We start from the raw sequence: 19,410 nt of genomic DNA, 5'->3' as shown, positions 1-19,410 counted from the left end.
AGCAGATCAGAATCCGGTCACGCCAGCATCCGCGCGCTGATCGTCTTGTCGACGCCGTGATAGGGCGGATTGAACAGCTTGCCTTCCTGCTCGTAGGTCCAGACCTTGAACAGCGAGAGTTGGTGTGGGCCGAAACTGTGCAGCAGCGGGACATCCGTGGCATCGCGGCCGCGCGCGATGACGACGCGGCCGATCCTGGGTTTGTTGTGGCGCGGGTCGAACGTGTACCACTTGCCGTCGAGGAACACTTCCATCCAGGCTGAAAAATCCATCGGCGCCGGGTCGGCCGGTACGCCGATGTCGCCGAGATAACCGTTCACATAGCGGGCCGGGATGTTCATGCAGCGGCAGAGCGTGATCGCCAGATGGGCGAAGTCGCGGCATACACCAACCTGCTCCTCATGCGCTTGGGCTGCGGTACGCGTCGACCGCGCATAGCCATAGCCGAAGGACAGCCGGTTGTGGACATAGTCGACGATCGCCTGCACCCGCGCCCAGCCGGAGGGAACATGGCCGAAAAGCTGCCAGGCCAGACTGCTCAGATGATCGGTCTCGCAATAGCGGCTGCCGAGGAGGTAGCCGAGCACATCGTCCGGCAGTTCCGCCACCGGCACTTCCCTGGCCAGCGTGTTGACCGCGTCAGGCTCGCCGCTGTCCTCGACGGCTGCGTCATAGAGAATGCGGAAACTGCCGGCGGGTACGGTGAAGCGGCGGCAGGTATTGCCGAACAGATCGTGATAGACCTTGCTCGGCACTGAAGGCGACGTCAGCACGCGCGTCTGCCGTTTGATGTCGGCCTGACGATCCCTGTGGATATCAAGCAGCGAGATGACCGGCGTGGCGCCGACGCATTCAATGGCGATTTCGTAGCCGAGCCGGATCAGCACAATGATTGCCCCTTCGATCCCGTGGAAAACAGTATGCTCAAAACGCCAGAGGCGGGACCATGGTTCCCTGGAACTATCGAAAAGGCTCTCCCGCGGCTTCCCAGGCAGGCGTGGCGACGTTACGGTCGAACGACATGTTTCGACCTCCCGAAACGATCCCTAACCCGTGGAAAATCTGATGTTTGCAGGCAGAAAATTCGCCGCGTTCCTGTTCGATATGGATGGCACGGTGCTCAATTCGATCGCCTCGGCCGAGCGCGTCTGGGCGGCGTGGGCGCTTAAGCACGGTCTCGACGTCGAAGCCTTCCTGCCGACGATCCATGGCGTGCGGGCGGTCGAGACCATCACCAGGCTGGCGCTTCCCGGCGTCGACCCTGTTCATGAGGCGTTTGTGCTGTTGCAGGCCGAGTCGGACGATGTCGAAGGCGTGCTGCCGATCGCCGGCGCAGTACGGTTTCTCAACGCGCTGCCGGCCGAGCGCTGGGCGATCGTCACCTCCGCGCCGCGCCCGTTGGCGCTGCTGCGCATGCGGGCCGCCGGCATCCCGGTTCCCGCCTTGGTGGTCGCGGCCGAGGATGTGTCGCACGGCAAACCGGCGCCCGACTGTTTCCTGCTGGCGGCAAAACGGCTCGGCGTCGATATCGGCGACTGTCTGGTCTTCGAGGACGCACCGGCCGGTATCGCGGCGGCGGAAGCAGCGGGCGCGTCGGTGATGGTGATCAGCGCCACTCACCAGCATCCAATGACGACTCAGCACAACTCGATTGGCGGCTACGAAACCGTCTCCATCGCCATCGATGACAGCGGCTGGATGACGCTGGGGGCACAGCGCAGCGCGGCCTGAGGAACTGGAGGACTGGAGGACTGGAGGACTGGAGGACTGGAGGACTGGAGGACTGGAGAACTGCTATGCGCCTTTTTCTTCAACTCTTCAGTTCACCAGTTCCCCAGTTCTTCCGTTCCTGAACCCCTAGAAATCGCTAGCCAGTCCCTTCACTTCCCAGTCGCCGTAGCGGCCGGGTTCCTTGCCGCCGCGGCCGCCGATTTCCTTCGGCAACGCAGCTTCCTTCTGGCGATACGCTTCACGGCGCGCCTCGGCTTCAGCCAGCGCTCGGCTGGCCGCCGGCGTCAGGTCCTTCTCCCGGTCGGCATCGGCTTTGCTGGGTTGGTCGGTCATGCGATAGTCCGGGCGGATTGAAACGAAGGGCGGCGTTTCCCATCATATAGCCATGAGTTCACCCCGATCGACCTTTTTTTTGCCACGGCCGCACAGGGAGCAGATGATGAGCACGCTACGCACCACCATGCTCCTGGCCGCGATGACGGCGCTGTTCATGGGCGTCGGTTTTCTGATCGGCGGCACCGGCGGCATGATGATCGCCTTCCTGGTCGCCGCGGGCACCAATCTGTTCAGCTACCGGAATGCCGACAAGATGGTGCTGTCGATGAACCACGCCGTCGAGGTCAACGCGAAGAACGCGCCCGAATTCCACGCCATCGTCGAGGCGTTGGCCAAGCAGGCCGGCCTGCCGATGCCCAAGACTTATCTGATCGACAATCCGCAGCCGAACGCCTTCGCCACCGGCCGCAATCCCGAGAACGCCGCGGTCGCGGCCTCGACCGGGCTGCTGGAGCGCCTGTCGCATGAGGAGGTGGCGGCAGTCATGGCGCATGAGCTGGCCCACATCCAGCATCGAGACACGCTGACCATGACCATTGTCGCGACACTCGCCGGCGCCATCTCGATGCTCGGCAATTTCGCCTTCTTCTTCGGCGGCAGCCGCGACAACAACAACCCGTTCGGCTTTGTCGGCGTGCTGGTGGCGATGCTGGTCGCACCCTTCGCCGCCATGATCGTGCAGATGGCGGTCAGCCGCACGCGCGAATACGAGGCCGACGGGCGCGGCGCCGAAATCGTTGGAAATCCGCTTTGGCTGGCATCAGCGCTTGACAAGATCGCCCGCGGCGCCGAACGCATCCGCAACCCGGATGCCGAACGCAATCCCGCGACCGCGCATCTCTTCATCATCAATCCCCTTCACGGCGAGCGAATGGACAGCCTGTTTTCGACCCACCCGAACACCGACAACCGCATCGCCGCGCTGCAGGCGATGGCGCGCGACATGGCAGGCCGCCAGCCGGCGCCGCGCCAAGCGCCGACGCCCGGGCAAACAGAAGAACTCCCGGCCGATGCCGTGCAAGGCCCGTGGGGCAAGGCAGCACGCCCCACGCCGCCGACCAAACCGGCCAAGCCGAAAGCCAATCCGTGGGGCCGCAATCCGACCGGACCCAAAGGTCGGTGGTCGTGAGCGGCGCCAGATCCCGGCCCGCACATTCAGGCGATCGCGAAAACAGCTCGGACGAATTCGTCGCCGGCCTCGCCGCGCGCAAGGCAGCGGCGCGGCTCCTGGCCGCCGTTATCGACGCCAAGACGCCGCTCGACGGGCTGACCGACCACGAGAACGGCCATCCGCAATACAAAGTGCTCGACCTGCGCGACCGCGGCCTGGTGCGCGCCATACTGGTGACCGCGCTGCGCTACCGCATGACCATTGCCGGGCTCCTCGCCCGCCGCCTTGAAAAGCCGCTGCCGCCCAACGCCACAGCGCTGTCGCACATCCTGCATGTTGCGGCGGCGCAGATCCTGTTCCTCGACATCCCCGACAGCGCCGCCGTCGATTTGGCTGTGACCCACGCCAAGTCGGACCCACGCACGCAGCGCTTTTCCGGCCTCGTTAACGGCGTGCTGCGCACTTTGGTGCGCGCCAAGGAGACCGAACTGCCGGCAGCTCTTGCCGCCACCGACGAGGCGCCAAAATGGTTCTCCGACCGGCTGAAGGCCGCCTATGGCGCCGAGATGACCAGACAGATCCTGGCGGCGCATCGCGTTGAGGCGCCGGTCGATTTCACGGTCAAGGCCGATCCCGAACTGTGGGCCGAAAAGCTCGGCGGCATCGTGCTGCCGACCGGCACGGTGCGAGTGGAAAAGCTCAACGCCTCCGTCACCGAACTGCCGGGCTTCAGCGAAGGCGCATGGTGGGTCCAGGACGCCGCCGCCAGTTTTCCGGCGCGGCTGTTCGGCGATGTCGAAGGATTACGCGTCGCCGACCTCTGCGCCGCCCCCGGCGGCAAGACCGCTCAGCTGATCCTTGCCGGCGCCAAAGTCACCGCCGTGGACACCTCGAAGAACCGGCTGGCGCGGCTGACGCAGAACCTCGAACGGCTCGGGCTGTCCGCCGAGATCGTGCAGGCCGATCTGCTGAAATACCAGCCGGCGGAGCTTTTCGACGCCGTCCTGCTCGACGCGCCCTGCTCTTCCACAGGCACGGTTCGGCGCCACCCCGACGTGCCATGGACTAAGACGGCAGCCGACGTCGAAAAGCTAGCCGATCTGCAAGCAAAGCTGCTCGCCCGCGCCGTCACTTTGGTCAAACCGGGCGGCCGGATTGTTTTTTCCAACTGTTCGCTGGACCCGATCGAAGGCGAGGATCTGTATCGCGCCTTTCTGGCCGGCAACAAGACCGTCGCCGACGATCCGCTGCAGCCCGGCGAAATCGCTGGCATCGACGCCTTCCTGACCCCGCAAGGCACGCTGCGCACCACACCCGCCGATCTTGACCTTGGTTCGCCAGGGGTTTCCGGCCTGGACGGCTTCTTCGCCGCCCGCATGCGACGTCTGGCCTGACTCCGACGCTACGACATGCCTAAAGCATGTCGTTCAGACTCCAGTGCTTCCCCCACCTCGCATCGATCTCATCATCGACATTCTGGTAGCGGATATCGGTGGAGAGCCGGATACGCCCCTCCGCGCTCTGGTTGGTCGTCGAGGCGTGGATCATATAGGGCGAGTGGAGGACGACATCGCCGGCCTCGAAATCCGCGATCAGCCAGCGTGTATCGAACCGCTCCGCCATGTCGGGCAGGTCCTTCGACACCCAGCCGCCCTCGCTCATGTTCCTGTTGTAGGCGCTGATGCGCTCCTGCGGGCTCAGCCCGGCATTTTCCCTGGCGAACCGGGCCTCCATGTCGAGGCCGATGGCGTGCGATCCCTCGAGATAGACCAGGCCGCCCATGTCGACGGGAACGTCGCCGATCGGGATCCAGGCAGTGACGATGCGGCTGGTGCCGCCGCGCAGATAAACGAGGTCGTAATGCGCCGGCGTCGCCACGGTGGTGCCCGGTTGGGTGAAACGCATGATCTTGCGCTTGTGCAAATAGGACAGCCCGCCGACGAACGCATCCATTAGCCGGGCCATCAGGGGCTGTGCGCAGAACCCTTCATAGGCGGTGGAGCGAACCAGCGCCATCAACCGGCGATCGGCGAGCTGACGGTCGAACGTTCCGGCGGCCGCCGCCAGGCCAAGCGCGGGATCGGACCCGGGCTGCAGCAAGCCGGTGTCGGCCAGATACGAAAACACCCAGCCGCGAAAATCGATGACGTCGCGGCGCGGCAGCATACTTTTCAGCCAGACATAGCCTTGCTCGGCAAGGAGGCCGCGAATGGCATCGATGCCGACCCCGGCGTCGGTTGGCACGAGATGACCCAACCGGTTCGGCGCCATCGATAATGTCTTGCCGTTGGCGTTCAGATCGATTGACGCAACAGGAATCCGTCGTTGCGTGCCACCTGTTGAGCTTGACATTTCAGCCACCTGCGATTTTCCATCCTTAGCTGGAAATGCCATACTGTTCGCACGCTCGCCCATGGACGGAACGAAGCCATGGACTTTTCGCTCATGAACGATCACCCTTACGCGCTCTACAGATCCGCACCGGCCGCGGCCGGCGGCCTGTCGGTTACAGGGATTGGTCGGCATCGCGTCACGCAGGCGATCCAAGCGCGCAAATTGCCGGAATTCGCCGTGGTGCTGATTGAGGATGGTCAAGGCTGGCTTGAAACCAGGACAGCCGGCATGCAGACGATCCGAGCGCCGGCCCTGTTCTGGCTGCTTCCCGGGAGGATGCATTCCTACGGGCCGGATGCATCGGGATGGCTCGAACGCTGGGCGCTCTTCGACGGCGCCTTGATACGCGATTTCACCCGGCTGCGGCTGATCGCCGAGGACGCCCCTGTCGTCCCCTTGCGCGACCTCGGCAAAATGCAGCGGCTGTTCGACAGGCTGCATGGTGAGCTGTCGCTCGATACGATGCTGAGCCAGGCAGAAGCCGCCGCCACGATGCATCGCATCGTCGTGCGTGCTGCCCGCCAGGCAATGGATTGGAACAACCGTCAACGAAATCCCGGCTTCCAGCATGCCGACATGCAGCCCATCATCGACGAATTGCGCCGCTGCGCGTGCGACCCGGTCGATCTCGATGCCTTCGCCGCAAAATTCTCGATGTCGCCGGCAACCTTGCGGCGCAGATTTGCGCGGGCAGCCGGCATGTCGCCCAAGGCCTTCCAACTGCGCACGAGGCTCGACCGCGCCAAACAGATGCTGGCCGCCTCCGATTCGCCCATCGAGTCCATTGCGGCCGCCGTCGGCATCCACGACGCCTTCTATTTCTCCCGTCTGTTTCGCGACCGGGAAAACTGTTCGCCCAGCGAATTTCGGTCTCGCCACAACCGCAAGTGAGTGCCGGATTGCCGGGCTTAAACCCGCGAAGCGCTTGACTTTTTTCGGGGCGGGTCGGTGGCCGGCAGCGTGAGGCGCTTCACGTCGGCGGAATTCGACTTCGCACAAGTTCTTGAATCATATAAGCTTGTGCTGGGGTACCGGAACATGATGCCGAAAAGTGTGACGCGGTTTTCGGGCGACAGCATGCTCTATCTCCAGGCGACGAGGAGGGGTTTTGGCACTGGCTGCCGGCAGCACGACACGTCTGTGGACGCTTGTCGCTAAGGAGTTTTGGCGCAAGACGCGCCGGCGCCTTCGCGCAGGGCCAGTCTATCGCTGGCGCTATTCCGGGCGCACGCCCGAACGCGTCCTGATTGCACCGCCCGACCTCAGGCTCGCCGATCCGCAGATCGCGCTCGAGATTTATTATGGCCGCTATCCGCTGTCGGGACATCTGGTCGAGACCGGCGGCAAATCGCCATTCCAGATCGACGTCGCCAACCGCGGCTGGGTGAAGACGCTGCACGGCTTTCGCTGGCTGCGCCATATGCGCGCCGCCGGCACCGAGCTGGCCGCCGCCAATGCACGCGCGCTTGTCTCCGACTGGATCGCCATGCATGGCAACCAGATTTCCGGCATAGCCTGGGAGCCCGGCACCACCGCCAAGCGAGTCATTGCCTGGTTGCAACACTCCTCGGTTGTCCTACAAGGGGCCGAATTTCCGTTCTATCGCGCCTTCCTGAAATCGCTCGCCGTGCAGATCCGCTATCTCCGCTCGATGGCGCGCGAAATGCCGGACGGCAAGGACAGGCTGCGCGCTCGCATCGCGCTTGCCTTCGCCGCGCTGTCGCTGCCGGCGCCGGCCTCGGCACTGCGCGGCGCCACCCGCAACCTGGCGGAAGAACTCGACCGCCAGATCCTTCCCGATGGCGGCCATATTTCGCGCAACCCGATGGCGGTGCTCGAATTGCTCGCCGATCTCCTGCCGCTGCGCCAGACCTATGCCAATCAGGCAGAAACGCCACCGGCCGCCCTGATGGGCGCCATCGACCGCATGCTGCCGGCGCTGCGCTTCTTCCGCCATCAGGATGGCAGCCTCGCCCGCTTCAATGGCATGGGCGCCACCATCCACGACCGCATTGCCACCATCTTGCGCCACGACGACACCGCCGGCGCGCCGCTGCTGCACGCGCCGCATTCCGGCTATGAGCGGCTGTGTATGGGCGGCGTTACGGTAATTGCCGATACCGGCCCGTCGCCGGCCGTCGATGTGTCCAACGCCGCGCATGCCGGGTGCCTGGCCTTCGAACTCTCGTCCGGTCGCCAGCATTATATCGTCAATGCCGGCATCGACACCTATGGCGCCGCCGAATTCCGGCCGCTGGCCCGTGCCACCGCGGCGCATTCGACCGCCACCATCAACGACACCTCGTCGGCGCGGTTTTCCCATTCGCTGCGCGTCAACGACCTGCTCGGCTCACCCTTGCTCGGCGGCCCGCAGCATGTGCCTTGCAAGCGCATCGACCAGAAGGGCACGCAAGGGTTCATCGCCCGCCATGACGGCTATATGCAGCGCTTTGGCTTCCTCCATGAGCGCGAGCTGAAACTGTCGAGCGAGGGCAATGTGCTCGCCGGCAGGGATCGCTTCCTTCGCCCGGGCGGTGCGGCGATCCGCAACAATGGCCGCGACTTCGTCGTGGTGCGCTTCCACATCCACCCTGATATCAACCTTTTGCAGGACGAGCATGACCGCCTGGTGCTGACCGCCGACCAGGCCGACACCTGGGTGTTCACCTGCACCGAAGTGGTGCCGGAGGTCGAGGAATCGATCTATTTCGCCGGCCTTGGCGGCCCGCGCCGCAGCCGCCAGATCGTGCTCGCCTTCAAGGCCTCGGAGATCGCCGAAGTGCATTGGCAGCTCACGCGCACTGGCATCGCCGGCTATCCCGAGCACAGCTGAGCGTCGTTGCCGGCGCCGGCTTGATCGAGCTTCCGGCTTGATTTCCTGACCTCATGTGCTACGGCCCGGCAACGCTCTCCAATCAGCCCTGAAAGGCCGCCAGCCCATGGCCGTCGCCGCCAAGAACATTCCGGCACCCGACCTCGTTCCGGTCCGCCGCGCCCTGCTTTCCGTCTTCGACAAGACCGGCCTGACCGACTTCGCCAAAGGGCTGGTCGCGGCCGGCGTCGAGCTGGTCTCGACCGGAGGTACGGCAAAGGCGATCGCCGAGGCGGGGCTGGCGGTGCGTGACGTCTCGGAACTGACCGGCTTTCCCGAGATCATGGACGGCCGCGTGAAGACGCTGCACCCGTCGGTGCATGGCGCACTGCTCGGCGTGCGTGACGATCCCGAACACGCCAAGGCGATGCACGATCACCGCATCGAGCCGATCGATCTGCTCGTCTGCAATCTCTACCCGTTCGAGGAGGTCCGCCGTTCCGGCGCCGACTATGCCGCTGTTGTCGAGAACATCGACATTGGCGGCCCGGCGATGATCCGCGCTTCGGCCAAGAATCACGCCTATGTCGCCATCGTCACCGATCCCGGCGACTACGCCTCGGTGCTGAACGCGCTGGAGATGAACATCGGCTCGCTGTCGCTGGATTTCCGCCAGAAGCTGGCGGCCAAGGCCTTTGCCCGCACCGCCAGCTACGATGCGGCGATCTCCGGCTGGTTCGCCGAAACGCTTGAGATCGAGCACCCGACCTGGCGCACCTTCGGCGGCAGGCTGGAAAGCGTCATGCGCTATGGCGAGAACCCGCATCAGAGCGCCGGCTTCTACGTCAATGGCGACAAGCGGCCGGGGGTCGCCACGGCTCGCCAGTTGCAGGGCAAGCAGCTGTCCTACAACAACATCAACGACACCGATGCCGCCTTCGAGCTGGTCGGCGAGTTCGATCCCAACCGCTGCGCCGCCGTTGCCATCATCAAGCACGCCAACCCGTGCGGCGTCGCCGAGGACGCTTCGCTGGCTGCTGCCTATGCGAGAGCGCTGGCCTGCGACCCGGTTTCGGCCTTTGGCGGTATCGTTGCCATGAACCGCATCCTCGATGCCGAAGCGGCGCAGGAGATCGTAAAAACCTTCACCGAGGTGATCATTGCGCCGGACGCGTCGGAGGACGCTGTCCGCATCATCGCCGCCAAAAAGAATTTGCGACTGCTGGTCACCGGCGGTCTGCCCGATCCGCACGCCGGCGGCATCACTGTGAAATCCGTCGCTGGCGGCATGCTCGTCCAGGGCCGCGACAACGCGGTGGTCGACGATCTCGAGCTCAAGGTGGTGACCAGGCGCGCGCCGACGGCGGCCGAGATGGCCGACCTCAAATTCGCTTTCCGCATCGCCAAGCACGTCAAGTCGAACGCCATCGTTTACGCCAAGGACGGCGCCACGGTTGGCATCGGCGCCGGCCAGATGAGCCGCGTCGATTCCTCGCGCATCGCCGCCCGCAAGGCGCTCGACGCGGCGGAAGCAGCTGGCCTCGCGGAGCCGTTGACCAAGGGCTCGGTGGTCGCCTCCGACGCTTTCTTCCCTTTCGCCGACGGGCTGATCTCAGCCATCGAAGCCGGCGCCACGGCGGTGATCCAGCCCGGCGGCTCGATGCGCGACGACGACGTCATCGCCGCCGCGGATGAACATGGCATCGCCATGGTGTTTACCGGCGTGAGGCATTTCAGGCATTGAGCGCCTCTGCCTTTTCCCACAAGGGGAGAAGGAAAAGTGCGTCGCTATTCCACCGGCTGATCCGCCGGGTACGGCGTCCAGATCAATATCGCGATCCCAACGCCCAGGAACAGCACGATGGCCGCCATGCCGAGCCGCGCCGAGCCGCTGGCGAGCGTGATCGACGCCACCATGAACGGCGCCAGGAAACTCGTGGCCCTTCCGGCCAGCGCATAGATGCCGAAATAGCGGCCGGATTCGGCTGCGGTCACGCTGCGCGCCATGTAGGAGCGTGACGACGCCTGCACCGGTCCGAACGCCAGCCCGATTAACAGGCCATAGAAAATGTAGGCCTTTTCCGCCGCCGTGCCGAACAGGCCGCCACTATCGGCTCCCGGCATCATCCAGGCGCCGAACAACGTGTAGCCTGGCCCGGTCGAAACGATGCCGATGGTGGCGATGCTGAGCAGGACGAGCGAAATCATCACGATGGTCTTGGAGCCAAGCGCGGTGTCCAGCCATGCGGCAACCAGGCAGCCGACGATGGCGACGACGTTGAGGATAATGCCGAACATGCCGATCTCGGTGATCGACCAGTGGAACATCGCTGCCGCAAATGTGCCGCCCAAAGCGAGCAGCGCATTGACGCCGTCCTGATAAATCATGCGGGCGACAAGGAAGCGGAAGATGCCTTTGCGCCGGCGCACTTCAGTCAGCGTCGACTTCAGTTCCGACAGCCCCTCGCGCACCGCCGGCCCGATCGGAATGCCTTTGATGGCGTCCGGCGTAAAGAAGAACATCGGCAGGATGAACAGGAAATACCAGCCAGCCGACAGCGGCCCGGTGGCGCGCGCGTCCTCGCCGAGTTTCGGGTCGAGCCCAAAGAGCGGGTCGATGCCGATGATCGTCTTGCCGGTCTCCGGCGAACCCGCCAGACAGGCGACGACAAAGATCAGCGCGATCATGCCGCCGAGATAACCAAGTCCCCAGGCAATGTTGGAGACGTGGCCGATCTCGCTCTTCGGCACCAGGCGCGGCATCATCGAATCGTTGAACACGGTCGAGAATTCCGCCGCGACCGAAGCGAGAGAAAAGAACAGCACCACCAGGAAAAGGTTCGAGCCGGGAGCGGCGAACCATAGCAGGCAAAGGCTGATGATCTTGATCGAGGCGAAGAACGCAATCCACGGCTTGCGCGGCCCGGTCTGGTCGGCAATCGAGCCGAGGATGGGAGACAGCACGGCAATGACCAGGCCCGCAACAGCGATGCCGTAGCCCCAGGCCGCCTGGCCTGAGACCGGATCGCTCGCCATGCGCGAGACGAAATAAGGCCCGAAGATGAAGGTGGTGACAACCGTGAAAAACGGCTGCGCCGCCCAGTCGAAGAACATCCATCCCCAGATGCCGCGCCCGGATGCCCGCTGCACTGTTTCTACCGCCGCCATCATGATTCCCCCGGGACACCGCGCTTGTCGGACGCCATGTCTGCATGTTTCGAATGCTCATGCAAACCGCCAAAGATTCGCGCTGCCCCTCACCAGGATGTCGCCGCTGTCTACCTGCATAGAGACGCGAAGAAAGGCGCCGCGCCTCTACCTCCCCCTTGTGGGGACGTCGGACCGAAGGTCCGGGTGGGGGTCGGTGCCGCACCCCCACCCCGCTGCTTCGCAGCGACCCTCCCCACAAGGGGGAGGGTAAAGTCCCGAGCCTCACATCCCCGTCAGATCGCTCATCAACCCCGAAGCCACCGACAGCCTGGACACGGTGATATCCCCGCCTTCGGTCAGCGCCTGCAGCCGCTCGCGAATGCGCGCCACGCGCTCGCCGCCGGCTTCCAGCCAGGCCGCCACAGGATCCGCCGTCCCGGCATGGCCGGCGAGAGCCGCCACCGCGATGCCGCGCCGCGCCGCGCCGATCGTGTCGGTGGCGCGCGACAGCGCCAGCTGGTCGTAATAGTCCGACGGCGTGATAGAACGCGCCGCCTCTTCGACGCGCGGAATGCGGAAGGCATCGCTGACGGCGAAGAACGCCTTGGCCGAGGCGACGACGTCGGCATTGGCCGTGCGCGCCGTCAGTGCGATGTCGGGGATCAGTCCCGCCACATCGGCCATTGCCAGCTGCCCGGCGAGCTTTTCCGGGGCGCCGGCCTTGAAGAGGCCGTGCCGCCGCTCTTCGACCCGCTCGCGCGAGAAGGCCGGTAGCAGCGAGAGCAGCTTCGGCTCCAGCGCCATGCGCGCCTCTTGCAGTTCGGCAATGCGCTGGCCGAGCGCTGCGGTGCCGGCATCGTTCTTCAGATACCAGCCGCTGGTCACGAAGATAAGCCGGCTGACGGACTGGTAGAGATCGAGCTGCGCCTGGCCGTCGATGTGGCTGTCCAGCGCATCGATCTCCCGATAGAGCGCCGGCAACGCGAAGCCGTCGCGCACCACGGCGAAGGTGCGCACCACGTCGGCCGCGCTGCGCCCCGTGGCTTCCTGCAGCCGGTTGACGAATGACGGTCCGCCGCGATTGACGAGATCGTTGGCGACGACGCGGGCGATGATTTCGCGGCGCAGCCGGTGGCCATGGATCTCGGCCGCATATTTCTTCGCCATCCGGTCAGGGAAATAGCCCATCAGATCGCGGTCGAAATGCGCGTCGTCAGGCACGTCGCTGGCGACGATGTCGGAAAACAGCACGATCTTGGCATAGGCGAGCAGCACGCCAAGCTCCGCCCGGGTCAGGGGCTCGCCACGCGCCTCGCGCTCGGCAAGGGCGGCCGGCGACGGCAGCGTCTCGACAGCGCGGTCGAGCAGGCCCCGAGCCTCCAGCGCCGCCATGAAGCGGCTCTGGTGCGCGATGTCGGCAAGGCCGCGCTTGCGGGCGATGGAAAGCGCCAGCGTCTGTTCGTAATTGTTGGACAGCACGAGGCCGGCGACCTCGTCGGTCATCTCGGCCAGCAGCTTGTTGCGCGCCGGCCGGGTCAGCGATCCCTTGCGCATGGCGGACGCCAGCGCGATCTTGATGTTGACCTCGACGTCGGAGCAGTTGACGCCGCCAGAATTGTCGATGGCGTCGGAATTGCAGCGGCCGCCGGCGAGACCGAATTCGATGCGGGCACGCTGCGTGACGCCGAGATTGGCGCCCTCACCGATCACTTTGGCCCGCACATCGAGCGCGGTGATGCGGATGGCGTCATTGGCGCGGTCGCCGACTTCGGCATTGGTTTCGCCCGAGTCCCGTAAATACGTGCCGATGCCGCCGAACCACAGAAGGTCGACGTTCGCCTTGAGGATGGCGGTCATGATCTCGGCCGGTGTCGCGGTGGTCTTGGCGAGGCCAATCGCCGCCGCCGCTGCCGCAGGCAGCGTGATCGACTTCTGGCTGCGCGAGACGATGACGCCGCCTTCCGACAGTTTGGTCTTGTCGTAGTCCTGCCAGGACGAACGCGGCAGCGCGAACATGCGCTCGCGCTCGGCCATCGACGCCACCCTGTCTGGATCGGGATCAATGAAGATGTCGCGATGGTCGAAGGCGGCGATCAGCCTGGTCTGCGGCGACAGCAGCATGCCGTTGCCGAACACGTCGCCCGACATGTCGCCGACGCCGACGACGGTGAAGGGGGTGGTCTGGATGTCGCGGTTGATCTCGCGGAAATGCCGCTTGACCGCTTCCCAGGCACCCTTGGCGGTGATGCCCATCTTCTTGTGGTCGTAACCGGCCGAGCCGCCGCTGGCGAAGGCATCGTCGAGCCAGAAACCGTGTTTCTCCGAAATGGCATTGGCGGTGTCGGAGAAGGTTGCCGTGCCCTTGTCGGCGGCGACGACAAAGTAGGGGTCGTCAGGATCGCGCCTGACGACGCCGGCTGGGGGTATGACGCCATCGAGGCCGATATTGTCGGTGATCGACAGCAGGCTGGAAACGAAATTCTTGTAGGCTGAGGTGCCGGCCTCGAAGATGGCGTCGCGGCCGGCGCTCATCGGCAGCTTCTTCGGATAGAAGCCGCCCTTGGCGCCGACCGGCACGATGACGGCGTTCTTGACCTGCTGCGCCTTGACCAGGCCGAGCACCTCGGTGCGGTAATCCTGGGCGCGGTCCGACCAGCGCAGGCCGCCGCGCGCAACCGGGCCGAAGCGCAGATGCACGCCCTCGACCTCGGACCCATAGACGAAGATCTCGCGCCACGGCCGCGGCGCCGGCAGGCCATCGACCGCTTGCGAGTCCAGCTTGATCGCCAGCGACTGGCCCCGCGCCTTCGTTCCCGCAACGAAATGATTGGTGCGCAACGAGGCTTCGATCAGGTTGAGATAGCGGCGGATGATGGTGTCGTCATCGATGTTGGGGACTTCCTCCAGCGCGTCCTTGATCTTGGCCTTGAGGTGCTTGGCGGCGATGACGCCTTCCGTCTCGGCGGTCGGGCCGAGACGAGCGACGAACAGTGCATGCAGGCCGCGCGCAATGTCGGGATAGCGGTTGAGCGCGGCCGAGATGAAATCCTGGCTCTGCGGGATACCGGCTTGCTGCAGGTAGCGGCCATAGGCGCGCAGAATGCTGACTTCGCCCGACCACAGGCCGGCGGTCTGGGCAAGCCCGTTATAGCTGTCATTGTCGATGTCGCCGCGCCAGACCGACAGGAAAGCGTCCTCGAACAGCGCGCCGCCATCGCTGAGGTCGATCGGCTTGCCGTAGCTGTTCTCCAGCTCCATGTCGTGGATGAAGACGGTGTCGCCGCCGTCCTCGCCAACCTCGAAGGTGCGCTCGCTGATGACGCGGAAGCCGATGTTTTCCAGCACCGGCACGCGACGCGACAGCGCTACCGGGCTGCCGTGGTGGTAGATCTTCAGCGCTGCCTGATGCGGTTTCTGCTCGGCATGGCGGTAATAGTCGATGGCGATCGGGTTGGCGGTGCTGATGCCGGCGATGCGCCCCGCATCCTTCAGCGCGACGGCCGCGCTGAAGGAATCGCGATAGCTCTCAGGCAGACGCGCGGCGATCGCCTTCAGCGATGGATCGCCACCGACCGCTTCCGCGGCTTCGGCCAGCGCGTCGTCCCAGGTTCGCACGATGTCGCGGATCGCCGCTTCGATCGCCGCCTGCTCGACCTTCGGCGTCTTGCCGCCCGAGCGGCCGATGATGAAATGCACACGCGCCAGCCCGCCCTCCGGAAACGCCGGATAATAAGCCGACAAACGGCCCTCGAAGACGGTCTTGAGATAGGTGCCGATCTTCTCGCGCACGACGCTGTCATAGCGGTCGCGCGGCACGAAGACGAGGATCGAGACGAAGCGGTCGAACTGGTCGGCGCGCACCAGCGCCCGCACCCGCGGCCGCTCGACCAGGCCGAGAATGGCCGCGGCGTGCTTCTTCAGGATCGGCACCGGCACCTGGAACAGTTCGTCGCGCGGATAGCTCTCCAGAACGTTGATCAGTGCCTTGCCGGAATGGTCGTGCCGGTCGAAGCCGGACTTGGCGATGATGGTCTCGGCCTTTGACCTCAGATACGGGATTTTCATCACCGAGCGCGTGTAGGCAGTCGAGGTGAACAGGCCGACCATGCGCAACTCGCCGGCAAGCGTGCCCTTGGCGGTGTAGGTTTTGACGCCGATATAATCGAGATAAATGCGGCGGTGCACCAGCGACTTGGCGTTGGCCTTGGTGACGATCAGCGGCTCCGGCCCATGCAGGAAGGCGCGGATTTCGGGCGTCGTCGTCACCGCCTCGGTGCCGCGCCGGAGCACCAGCACATCCGGGTCGGCGAGGATGCCGAGACCGGGCTTGTCGGCGCGCTCCAGATTGCCGCTCTCCGCACCGCCCGAATATTTGAACTCGCGCATGCCAAGGAAAGTGAAATTGTCGTCGCGCAGCCATTCAAGGAAGGCGATGGCCTCGGCAACGCTCTTCTTGTCGAGCGGCACGGCGGAATAGCGGAATTCGGAAATCGCCTGGTCGAGACGGGCGAGCATCGGCTTCCAGTCGCTGACGGCGGCGCGCACCTGGTTGAGCATCTTGCGCAGGCGGTCGGCCAGCGCGTCGGCCTGCTCCGCCGTCAGGCGCGGAATATGGACATGGACGACGCTCAGGCGGTCGTGATTGCCATCGTCCTTGAGGGCGCTGCCGTCGCCGAGGATCTCGTCGACGCCGGCCTTGCCGTGACGCACGACGATGACCGGATGGGTGACCAAAGTCGGTTCGCCGGCAGTTTCTGTGATCTCGCCGAGGATCGAATCGAACAGGAACGGCATGTTGTCGTTGACGACGGTGATGATCGTCATCGGGCGGCCCTCGCGGGAGACGCCCGACCCGGCATCGACGGCGACGACACTTTGGCCCTTCTTGTGGGCGGCGACCGCACGTCCTGCCAGGTCGGCGGCTCGCTCCAGGTCGGCGGCGTCATAGGCGGCAATGTCTTCGACCGGCGCGCGGGCCAGCAGATAGTCGGCGAGCCTGGCCGGCTTCCCGTCGGGTTTCACCCCGGCAGTGGCTGTTTTCTTCGGCTTAGCTGCGGATTTCACGCTCGCCATGTTGTCCTCCCGTCACATGCTTTTACGACTATGGTAGCAGATGACCGCTGTTTGGCGACAAAGGTTTGACGGCTCGATAAGAATTACAGGAATTCGACGGTCAGGCGGCGGTGAACCAGGAGGGAGACCCCATGTCCGGCAAAATCAGCGCACTTGACCTCGGTATCGCGGAACTGAGCGAGGCGACAAAAGCCTATTTCGCCAAATGCGAGGAAAAGCTCGGCCTGGTTCCCAACGTGCTTCTTGCCTATGCCTTCGACGAGAAGAAGCTGCGCGCCTTCACCGACACATACAATGATCTGATGCTGGGTGAATCCGGCCTGTCGAAGCTGGAACGCGAGATGATCGCGGTCGTCGTCTCATCGATCAACCATTGCTATTATTGCCTGACGGCGCATGGCGCGGCGGTGCGCCAGCTCTCCGGCGACCCGTCCTTCGGCGAGATGATGGTGATGAATTTCCGCGCCGCCAATCTTTCACCGAAGCAGACGGCGATGCTCGAATTCGCGGTCAAGCTGACGGAAGAGCCGGCAAAGATCGTCGAGGCGGACAGGGCAGCACTGCGCAACGCCGGCTTCACCAACCGCGACATCTGGGACATCGCCTCGACCGCCGCCTTCTTCAACATGTCGAACCGCGTGGCGGCGGCCATCGACATGCGGCCGAACGACGAATACCACGCCATGGCGAGGTGAGGGTTAAGTGGTTCGAGCTTCTATCTTTGCAGCCGCCATCGTATCGGTTTTGCTGGTAGGCCATGAAACGCATGGTGAGACAACCGCCCCCGCCGGCGCATCCATTTCCCTTCCCTACCAACCAACCGCGGGACAAGTCTGGCTTGTCGAAATAGAGCGGACGAAGACGATTGCCGATCGCGGCGTCACCTCAACGGAAAGAGGCAGGATCAGCGGTCGATATGAAGTGATAGAAAGCCGCGAAGGCGGCTATTCCTCTGCCTGGACCATTACAGAACTTAGCAGCGGGCCAGTCCCGCTTTACAATTGGGCTACCGTCTCGGCGCTTCGCGGAATGCGCATCGAGTTCGATACCGACATTCGGGGAGCGCCTGTTGCCCTGAAGAGTTGGCCAGCTGTTCGAGACGTCGTCGAGAAGGAGCTGTTCGCACTGCCCAAATACGCCAATCACGAAGCAGCTCAAAATACGATTCGTAAGTTTTTCGCGGGTCTAACTCCCGAGACGGCTGTTCCTTACTTCCTACAGGAACTTGATATCATAGCGACCTGCCAGAACAGCGATTTACCCATAGGCAGGGAAACAGCGTCGACCGACACGACGCTAAATGAAGCCGGTGACCCCTTCGCCAATTCGCGCTCGAGTCTGCTCGTTGGCGTCGATCAGATTGCGCGGACGGCAACGTTGAAATTCCACATGACCTCGGATGCCGAGAAACTCTCCGGGGTTCTTGTCGACACGGTCGAGAAACTGAATCCAGAAACGGGTAAAACGGAGAAGCAAATCGTCCGTACCGATGCTGCGGTTCACAAATCAAACACAGCTGACTGCACGGTCAACATCGATAGCGGCGTGACCAGACATGTTTTGTACGAGGAAAAGCTTGAGGCAATTGGGCAGAACAGGACAAAGGTGTTCGGCGACATATGGAACATAACTGTTATGCCGACAGCTAAATAGAGAGTCGTAACGGCGGCCATCGATATGCGGCCGAACGAACGATATCACGCCATAGACGAGGTAACTCATGACCATAGACACCTCAGGCAAATGGTGGGTTGGAGGGAACCCACGGACATCGCAGAATACCTGGAGGGGTATGCCTCCGAAGGATATGAGGTTCACGACTTCAGGCTCGCCCGCTGCAAGTGCGGTTCCATCTCGTTTCTCCTCGATGCCGACGATGACGAGGGTGTGGCGCGACGAACATGCACAGCCTGTGGCTCCGAGCATCTTATCTGCGACAGCGGGGAATTTTGGGACGAAGCCCAGCCGGAACGATGGGCGTGCACCGAGTGCGGCTCCGAAGCTGCAAACATCGGCGTCGGGTTTTCCATCTACCCGGGACGTGGCGGCGTTCGCTGGTTTTATGTCGGCGAACGATGCGCCTGTGGCGTTTTGGGATGCTTCGCCGGCTGGAAAGTGGGCACCGGCGACAGCATGGACCTGTTGGAAAAAGTCTAGTTTTGAGGTGCCATAGAAAGGCGATCAGGATCGCGCTGCGATGGCCACGGCAGCGCCGGCCATCGTCGTGGCGCTGACGCGGTTGGCGATCTTCATCGCACGCTTGCTCTTCAACAGCTTGCGCGCCTGTGAGGCCGCGACGACCCAGGCGAGATCGATGGCGATCAGAACCACCGCCATCGTCGCCGTAAGCTCGACCCAGCCGACGATGCTGACCGAAGCGAGGTCGATGATCGTCGGCAGCAGCGCCAGATAGAACATCATGATCTTGGGGTTGCCGAGCGTCACCGCCATGCCGGCAAAAAACAGCTTTGTCGCCGAATCCTCGCGCGGCATCTCGCCTTCCCTGGTCTCGACCGGCGCCGTCCACATCTTCCAGGCGAGATAAGCGAGATAGGCGACGCCCACCCATTGCACGACAACGAAGGCGAAGTGGAAGGTCTGCGCCACGACGGCCAGCCCGAACACCGCCAGCGACAGCCAGATGCCCTCGCCGATCCACATGGCGAGCAGGAACGGGAACACGTCGCGAAAGCCTTTCGAGATGACGCGGGCGACAAGGGCTGCGATCGACGGGCCGGGCGAGCCGGCGGCGACGAACAAAGCGGCGGCGAAGATGAGCAGCGAGGTGAGGTGCATGACAGGT

General features: G+C 64.0%; 15 protein-coding genes. 9 read left to right on the top strand and 6 right to left on the bottom strand.

The features are described 5' to 3' along the window. Positions 1 to 17: 17 nt before the first annotated feature. Positions 18 to 887: a transglutaminase-like domain-containing protein gene (locus tag NKH22_RS28120; RefSeq protein ID WP_023688863.1), complete on the bottom strand. Its 870-nt coding sequence runs from the start codon at positions 885 to 887 to the stop codon at positions 18 to 20. Positions 888 to 1,065: 178 nt separating this feature from the next. Here NKH22_RS28120 and NKH22_RS28115 point away from each other — a divergent pair, with 178 nt between their 5' ends. After that, positions 1,066 to 1,731, top strand: a complete 666-nt coding sequence (locus NKH22_RS28115) for an HAD-IA family hydrolase (RefSeq protein WP_023668644.1) — start codon at positions 1,066 to 1,068, stop codon at positions 1,729 to 1,731. Between the two features lie 126 nt (positions 1,732 to 1,857). On the opposite strand, the gene NKH22_RS28110 is transcribed toward NKH22_RS28115, so the two are convergent. Continuing rightward, complete coding sequence (locus NKH22_RS28110; RefSeq protein ID WP_023688862.1) at positions 1,858 to 2,064, bottom strand: DUF1674 domain-containing protein; 207 nt, start codon at positions 2,062 to 2,064, stop codon at positions 1,858 to 1,860. A gap of 106 nt (positions 2,065 to 2,170) precedes the next feature. Between NKH22_RS28110 and htpX the strand changes: the two genes are divergently transcribed. Then, positions 2,171 to 3,196, top strand: coding sequence for a zinc metalloprotease HtpX (gene htpX / locus NKH22_RS28105; RefSeq protein WP_352911892.1), 1,026 nt, complete (start codon positions 2,171 to 2,173; stop codon positions 3,194 to 3,196). Further along, on the top strand, positions 3,187 to 4,572 hold the full coding sequence (locus NKH22_RS28100) for an RsmB/NOP family class I SAM-dependent RNA methyltransferase (RefSeq protein WP_352911889.1): 1,386 nt from the start codon (positions 3,187 to 3,189) through the stop codon (positions 4,570 to 4,572). The genes htpX and NKH22_RS28100 overlap by 10 nt, the downstream gene beginning before the upstream one ends. Positions 4,573 to 4,591: 19 nt before the next feature. Here NKH22_RS28100 and NKH22_RS28095 read toward each other — a convergent pair whose 3' ends face one another. Further along, the gene (locus tag NKH22_RS28095) at positions 4,592 to 5,530 is read right to left on the bottom strand and encodes a phytanoyl-CoA dioxygenase family protein (RefSeq protein ID WP_023668640.1); all 939 of its coding nucleotides are present in this window, start codon (positions 5,528 to 5,530) and stop codon (positions 4,592 to 4,594) included. A 78-nt stretch (positions 5,531 to 5,608) separates the two neighbouring features. On the opposite strand from NKH22_RS28095, the gene NKH22_RS28090 reads away from it, so the two are divergent. From NKH22_RS28090 to purH, 3 genes are all read left to right on the top strand, one after another. Further along, positions 5,609 to 6,463: a helix-turn-helix transcriptional regulator gene (locus NKH22_RS28090; RefSeq protein ID WP_373432832.1), complete on the top strand. Its 855-nt coding sequence runs from the start codon at positions 5,609 to 5,611 to the stop codon at positions 6,461 to 6,463. A 217-nt stretch (positions 6,464 to 6,680) separates the two neighbouring features. Next, positions 6,681 to 8,405, top strand: a complete 1,725-nt coding sequence (locus NKH22_RS28085; protein ID WP_023668638.1) for a heparinase II/III family protein — start codon at positions 6,681 to 6,683, stop codon at positions 8,403 to 8,405. A gap of 106 nt (positions 8,406 to 8,511) precedes the next feature. Next, positions 8,512 to 10,128 carry a bifunctional phosphoribosylaminoimidazolecarboxamide formyltransferase/IMP cyclohydrolase gene (purH, locus tag NKH22_RS28080; protein ID WP_352911886.1) on the top strand — a complete coding sequence of 539 codons (1,617 nt, stop codon included), beginning with the start codon at positions 8,512 to 8,514 and terminating at the stop codon, positions 10,126 to 10,128. Between the two features lie 44 nt (positions 10,129 to 10,172). Here purH and NKH22_RS28075 read toward each other — a convergent pair whose 3' ends face one another. Both NKH22_RS28075 and NKH22_RS28070 read right to left on the bottom strand, forming a co-directional pair. Continuing rightward, complete coding sequence (locus NKH22_RS28075; RefSeq protein WP_352712196.1) at positions 10,173 to 11,555, bottom strand: MFS transporter; 1,383 nt, start codon at positions 11,553 to 11,555, stop codon at positions 10,173 to 10,175. Between the two features lie 261 nt (positions 11,556 to 11,816). Further along, the gene (locus NKH22_RS28070) at positions 11,817 to 16,607 is read right to left on the bottom strand and encodes an NAD-glutamate dehydrogenase (RefSeq protein ID WP_352911883.1); all 4,791 of its coding nucleotides are present in this window, start codon (positions 16,605 to 16,607) and stop codon (positions 11,817 to 11,819) included. A 131-nt stretch (positions 16,608 to 16,738) separates the two neighbouring features. Here NKH22_RS28070 and NKH22_RS28065 point away from each other — a divergent pair, with 131 nt between their 5' ends. The 3 genes from NKH22_RS28065 to NKH22_RS28055 all read left to right on the top strand — a co-directional run bounded on the left by NKH22_RS28065 (position 16,739) and on the right by NKH22_RS28055 (position 18,764). Continuing rightward, positions 16,739 to 17,302 carry a peroxidase-related enzyme gene (locus NKH22_RS28065; RefSeq protein WP_023822011.1) on the top strand — a complete coding sequence of 188 codons (564 nt, stop codon included), beginning with the start codon at positions 16,739 to 16,741 and terminating at the stop codon, positions 17,300 to 17,302. Between the two features lie 7 nt (positions 17,303 to 17,309). Then, entirely contained in the window at positions 17,310 to 18,260 is a 951-nt protein-coding gene (locus tag NKH22_RS28060) for a hypothetical protein (RefSeq protein WP_352911880.1), read from the top strand. Positions 18,261 to 18,350: 90 nt separating this feature from the next. After that, a complete protein-coding gene (locus tag NKH22_RS28055; RefSeq protein ID WP_352911878.1) occupies positions 18,351 to 18,764 on the top strand; it encodes a hypothetical protein in 414 nt (137 codons plus the stop codon). Positions 18,765 to 18,788: 24 nt separating this feature from the next. On the opposite strand, the gene NKH22_RS28050 is transcribed toward NKH22_RS28055, so the two are convergent. Next, the gene (locus NKH22_RS28050; protein ID WP_023822008.1) at positions 18,789 to 19,403 is read right to left on the bottom strand and encodes a LysE family translocator; all 615 of its coding nucleotides are present in this window, start codon (positions 19,401 to 19,403) and stop codon (positions 18,789 to 18,791) included. Positions 19,404 to 19,410 lie beyond the last annotated feature (7 nt).

Origin of the sequence: Mesorhizobium sp. M1252, assembly GCF_040318265.1 — a bacterium.
GTDB lineage: Bacteria > Pseudomonadota > Alphaproteobacteria > Rhizobiales > Rhizobiaceae > Mesorhizobium.
Note: the sequence above shows the minus strand (reverse complement) of the source record. Positions and strands in the feature narration are given on the sequence as shown.

Excerpts from the sequence above, each read along its gene's own strand:
- NKH22_RS28115 (WP_023668644.1), top strand. The coding sequence starts at position 1,066 with ATGTTTGCAGGCAGAAAATTCGCCGCGTTCCTGTTCGATATGGATGGC.
- NKH22_RS28110 (WP_023688862.1), bottom strand. The coding sequence starts at position 2,064 with ATGACCGACCAACCCAGCAAAGCCGATGCCGACCGGGAGAAGGACCTG.
- htpX (WP_352911892.1), top strand. The coding sequence starts at position 2,171 with ATGAGCACGCTACGCACCACCATGCTCCTGGCCGCGATGACGGCGCTG.
- NKH22_RS28095 (WP_023668640.1), bottom strand. The coding sequence starts at position 5,530 with ATGTCAAGCTCAACAGGTGGCACGCAACGACGGATTCCTGTTGCGTCA.
- NKH22_RS28090 (WP_373432832.1), top strand. The coding sequence starts at position 5,609 with ATGGACTTTTCGCTCATGAACGATCACCCTTACGCGCTCTACAGATCC.
- purH (WP_352911886.1), top strand. The coding sequence starts at position 8,512 with ATGGCCGTCGCCGCCAAGAACATTCCGGCACCCGACCTCGTTCCGGTC.
- NKH22_RS28075 (WP_352712196.1), bottom strand. The coding sequence starts at position 11,555 with ATGATGGCGGCGGTAGAAACAGTGCAGCGGGCATCCGGGCGCGGCATC.
- NKH22_RS28070 (WP_352911883.1), bottom strand. The coding sequence starts at position 16,607 with ATGGCGAGCGTGAAATCCGCAGCTAAGCCGAAGAAAACAGCCACTGCC.
- NKH22_RS28065 (WP_023822011.1), top strand. The coding sequence starts at position 16,739 with ATGTCCGGCAAAATCAGCGCACTTGACCTCGGTATCGCGGAACTGAGC.
- NKH22_RS28055 (WP_352911878.1), top strand. The coding sequence starts at position 18,351 with ATGGTGGGTTGGAGGGAACCCACGGACATCGCAGAATACCTGGAGGGG.
- NKH22_RS28050 (WP_023822008.1), bottom strand. The coding sequence starts at position 19,403 with ATGCACCTCACCTCGCTGCTCATCTTCGCCGCCGCTTTGTTCGTCGCC.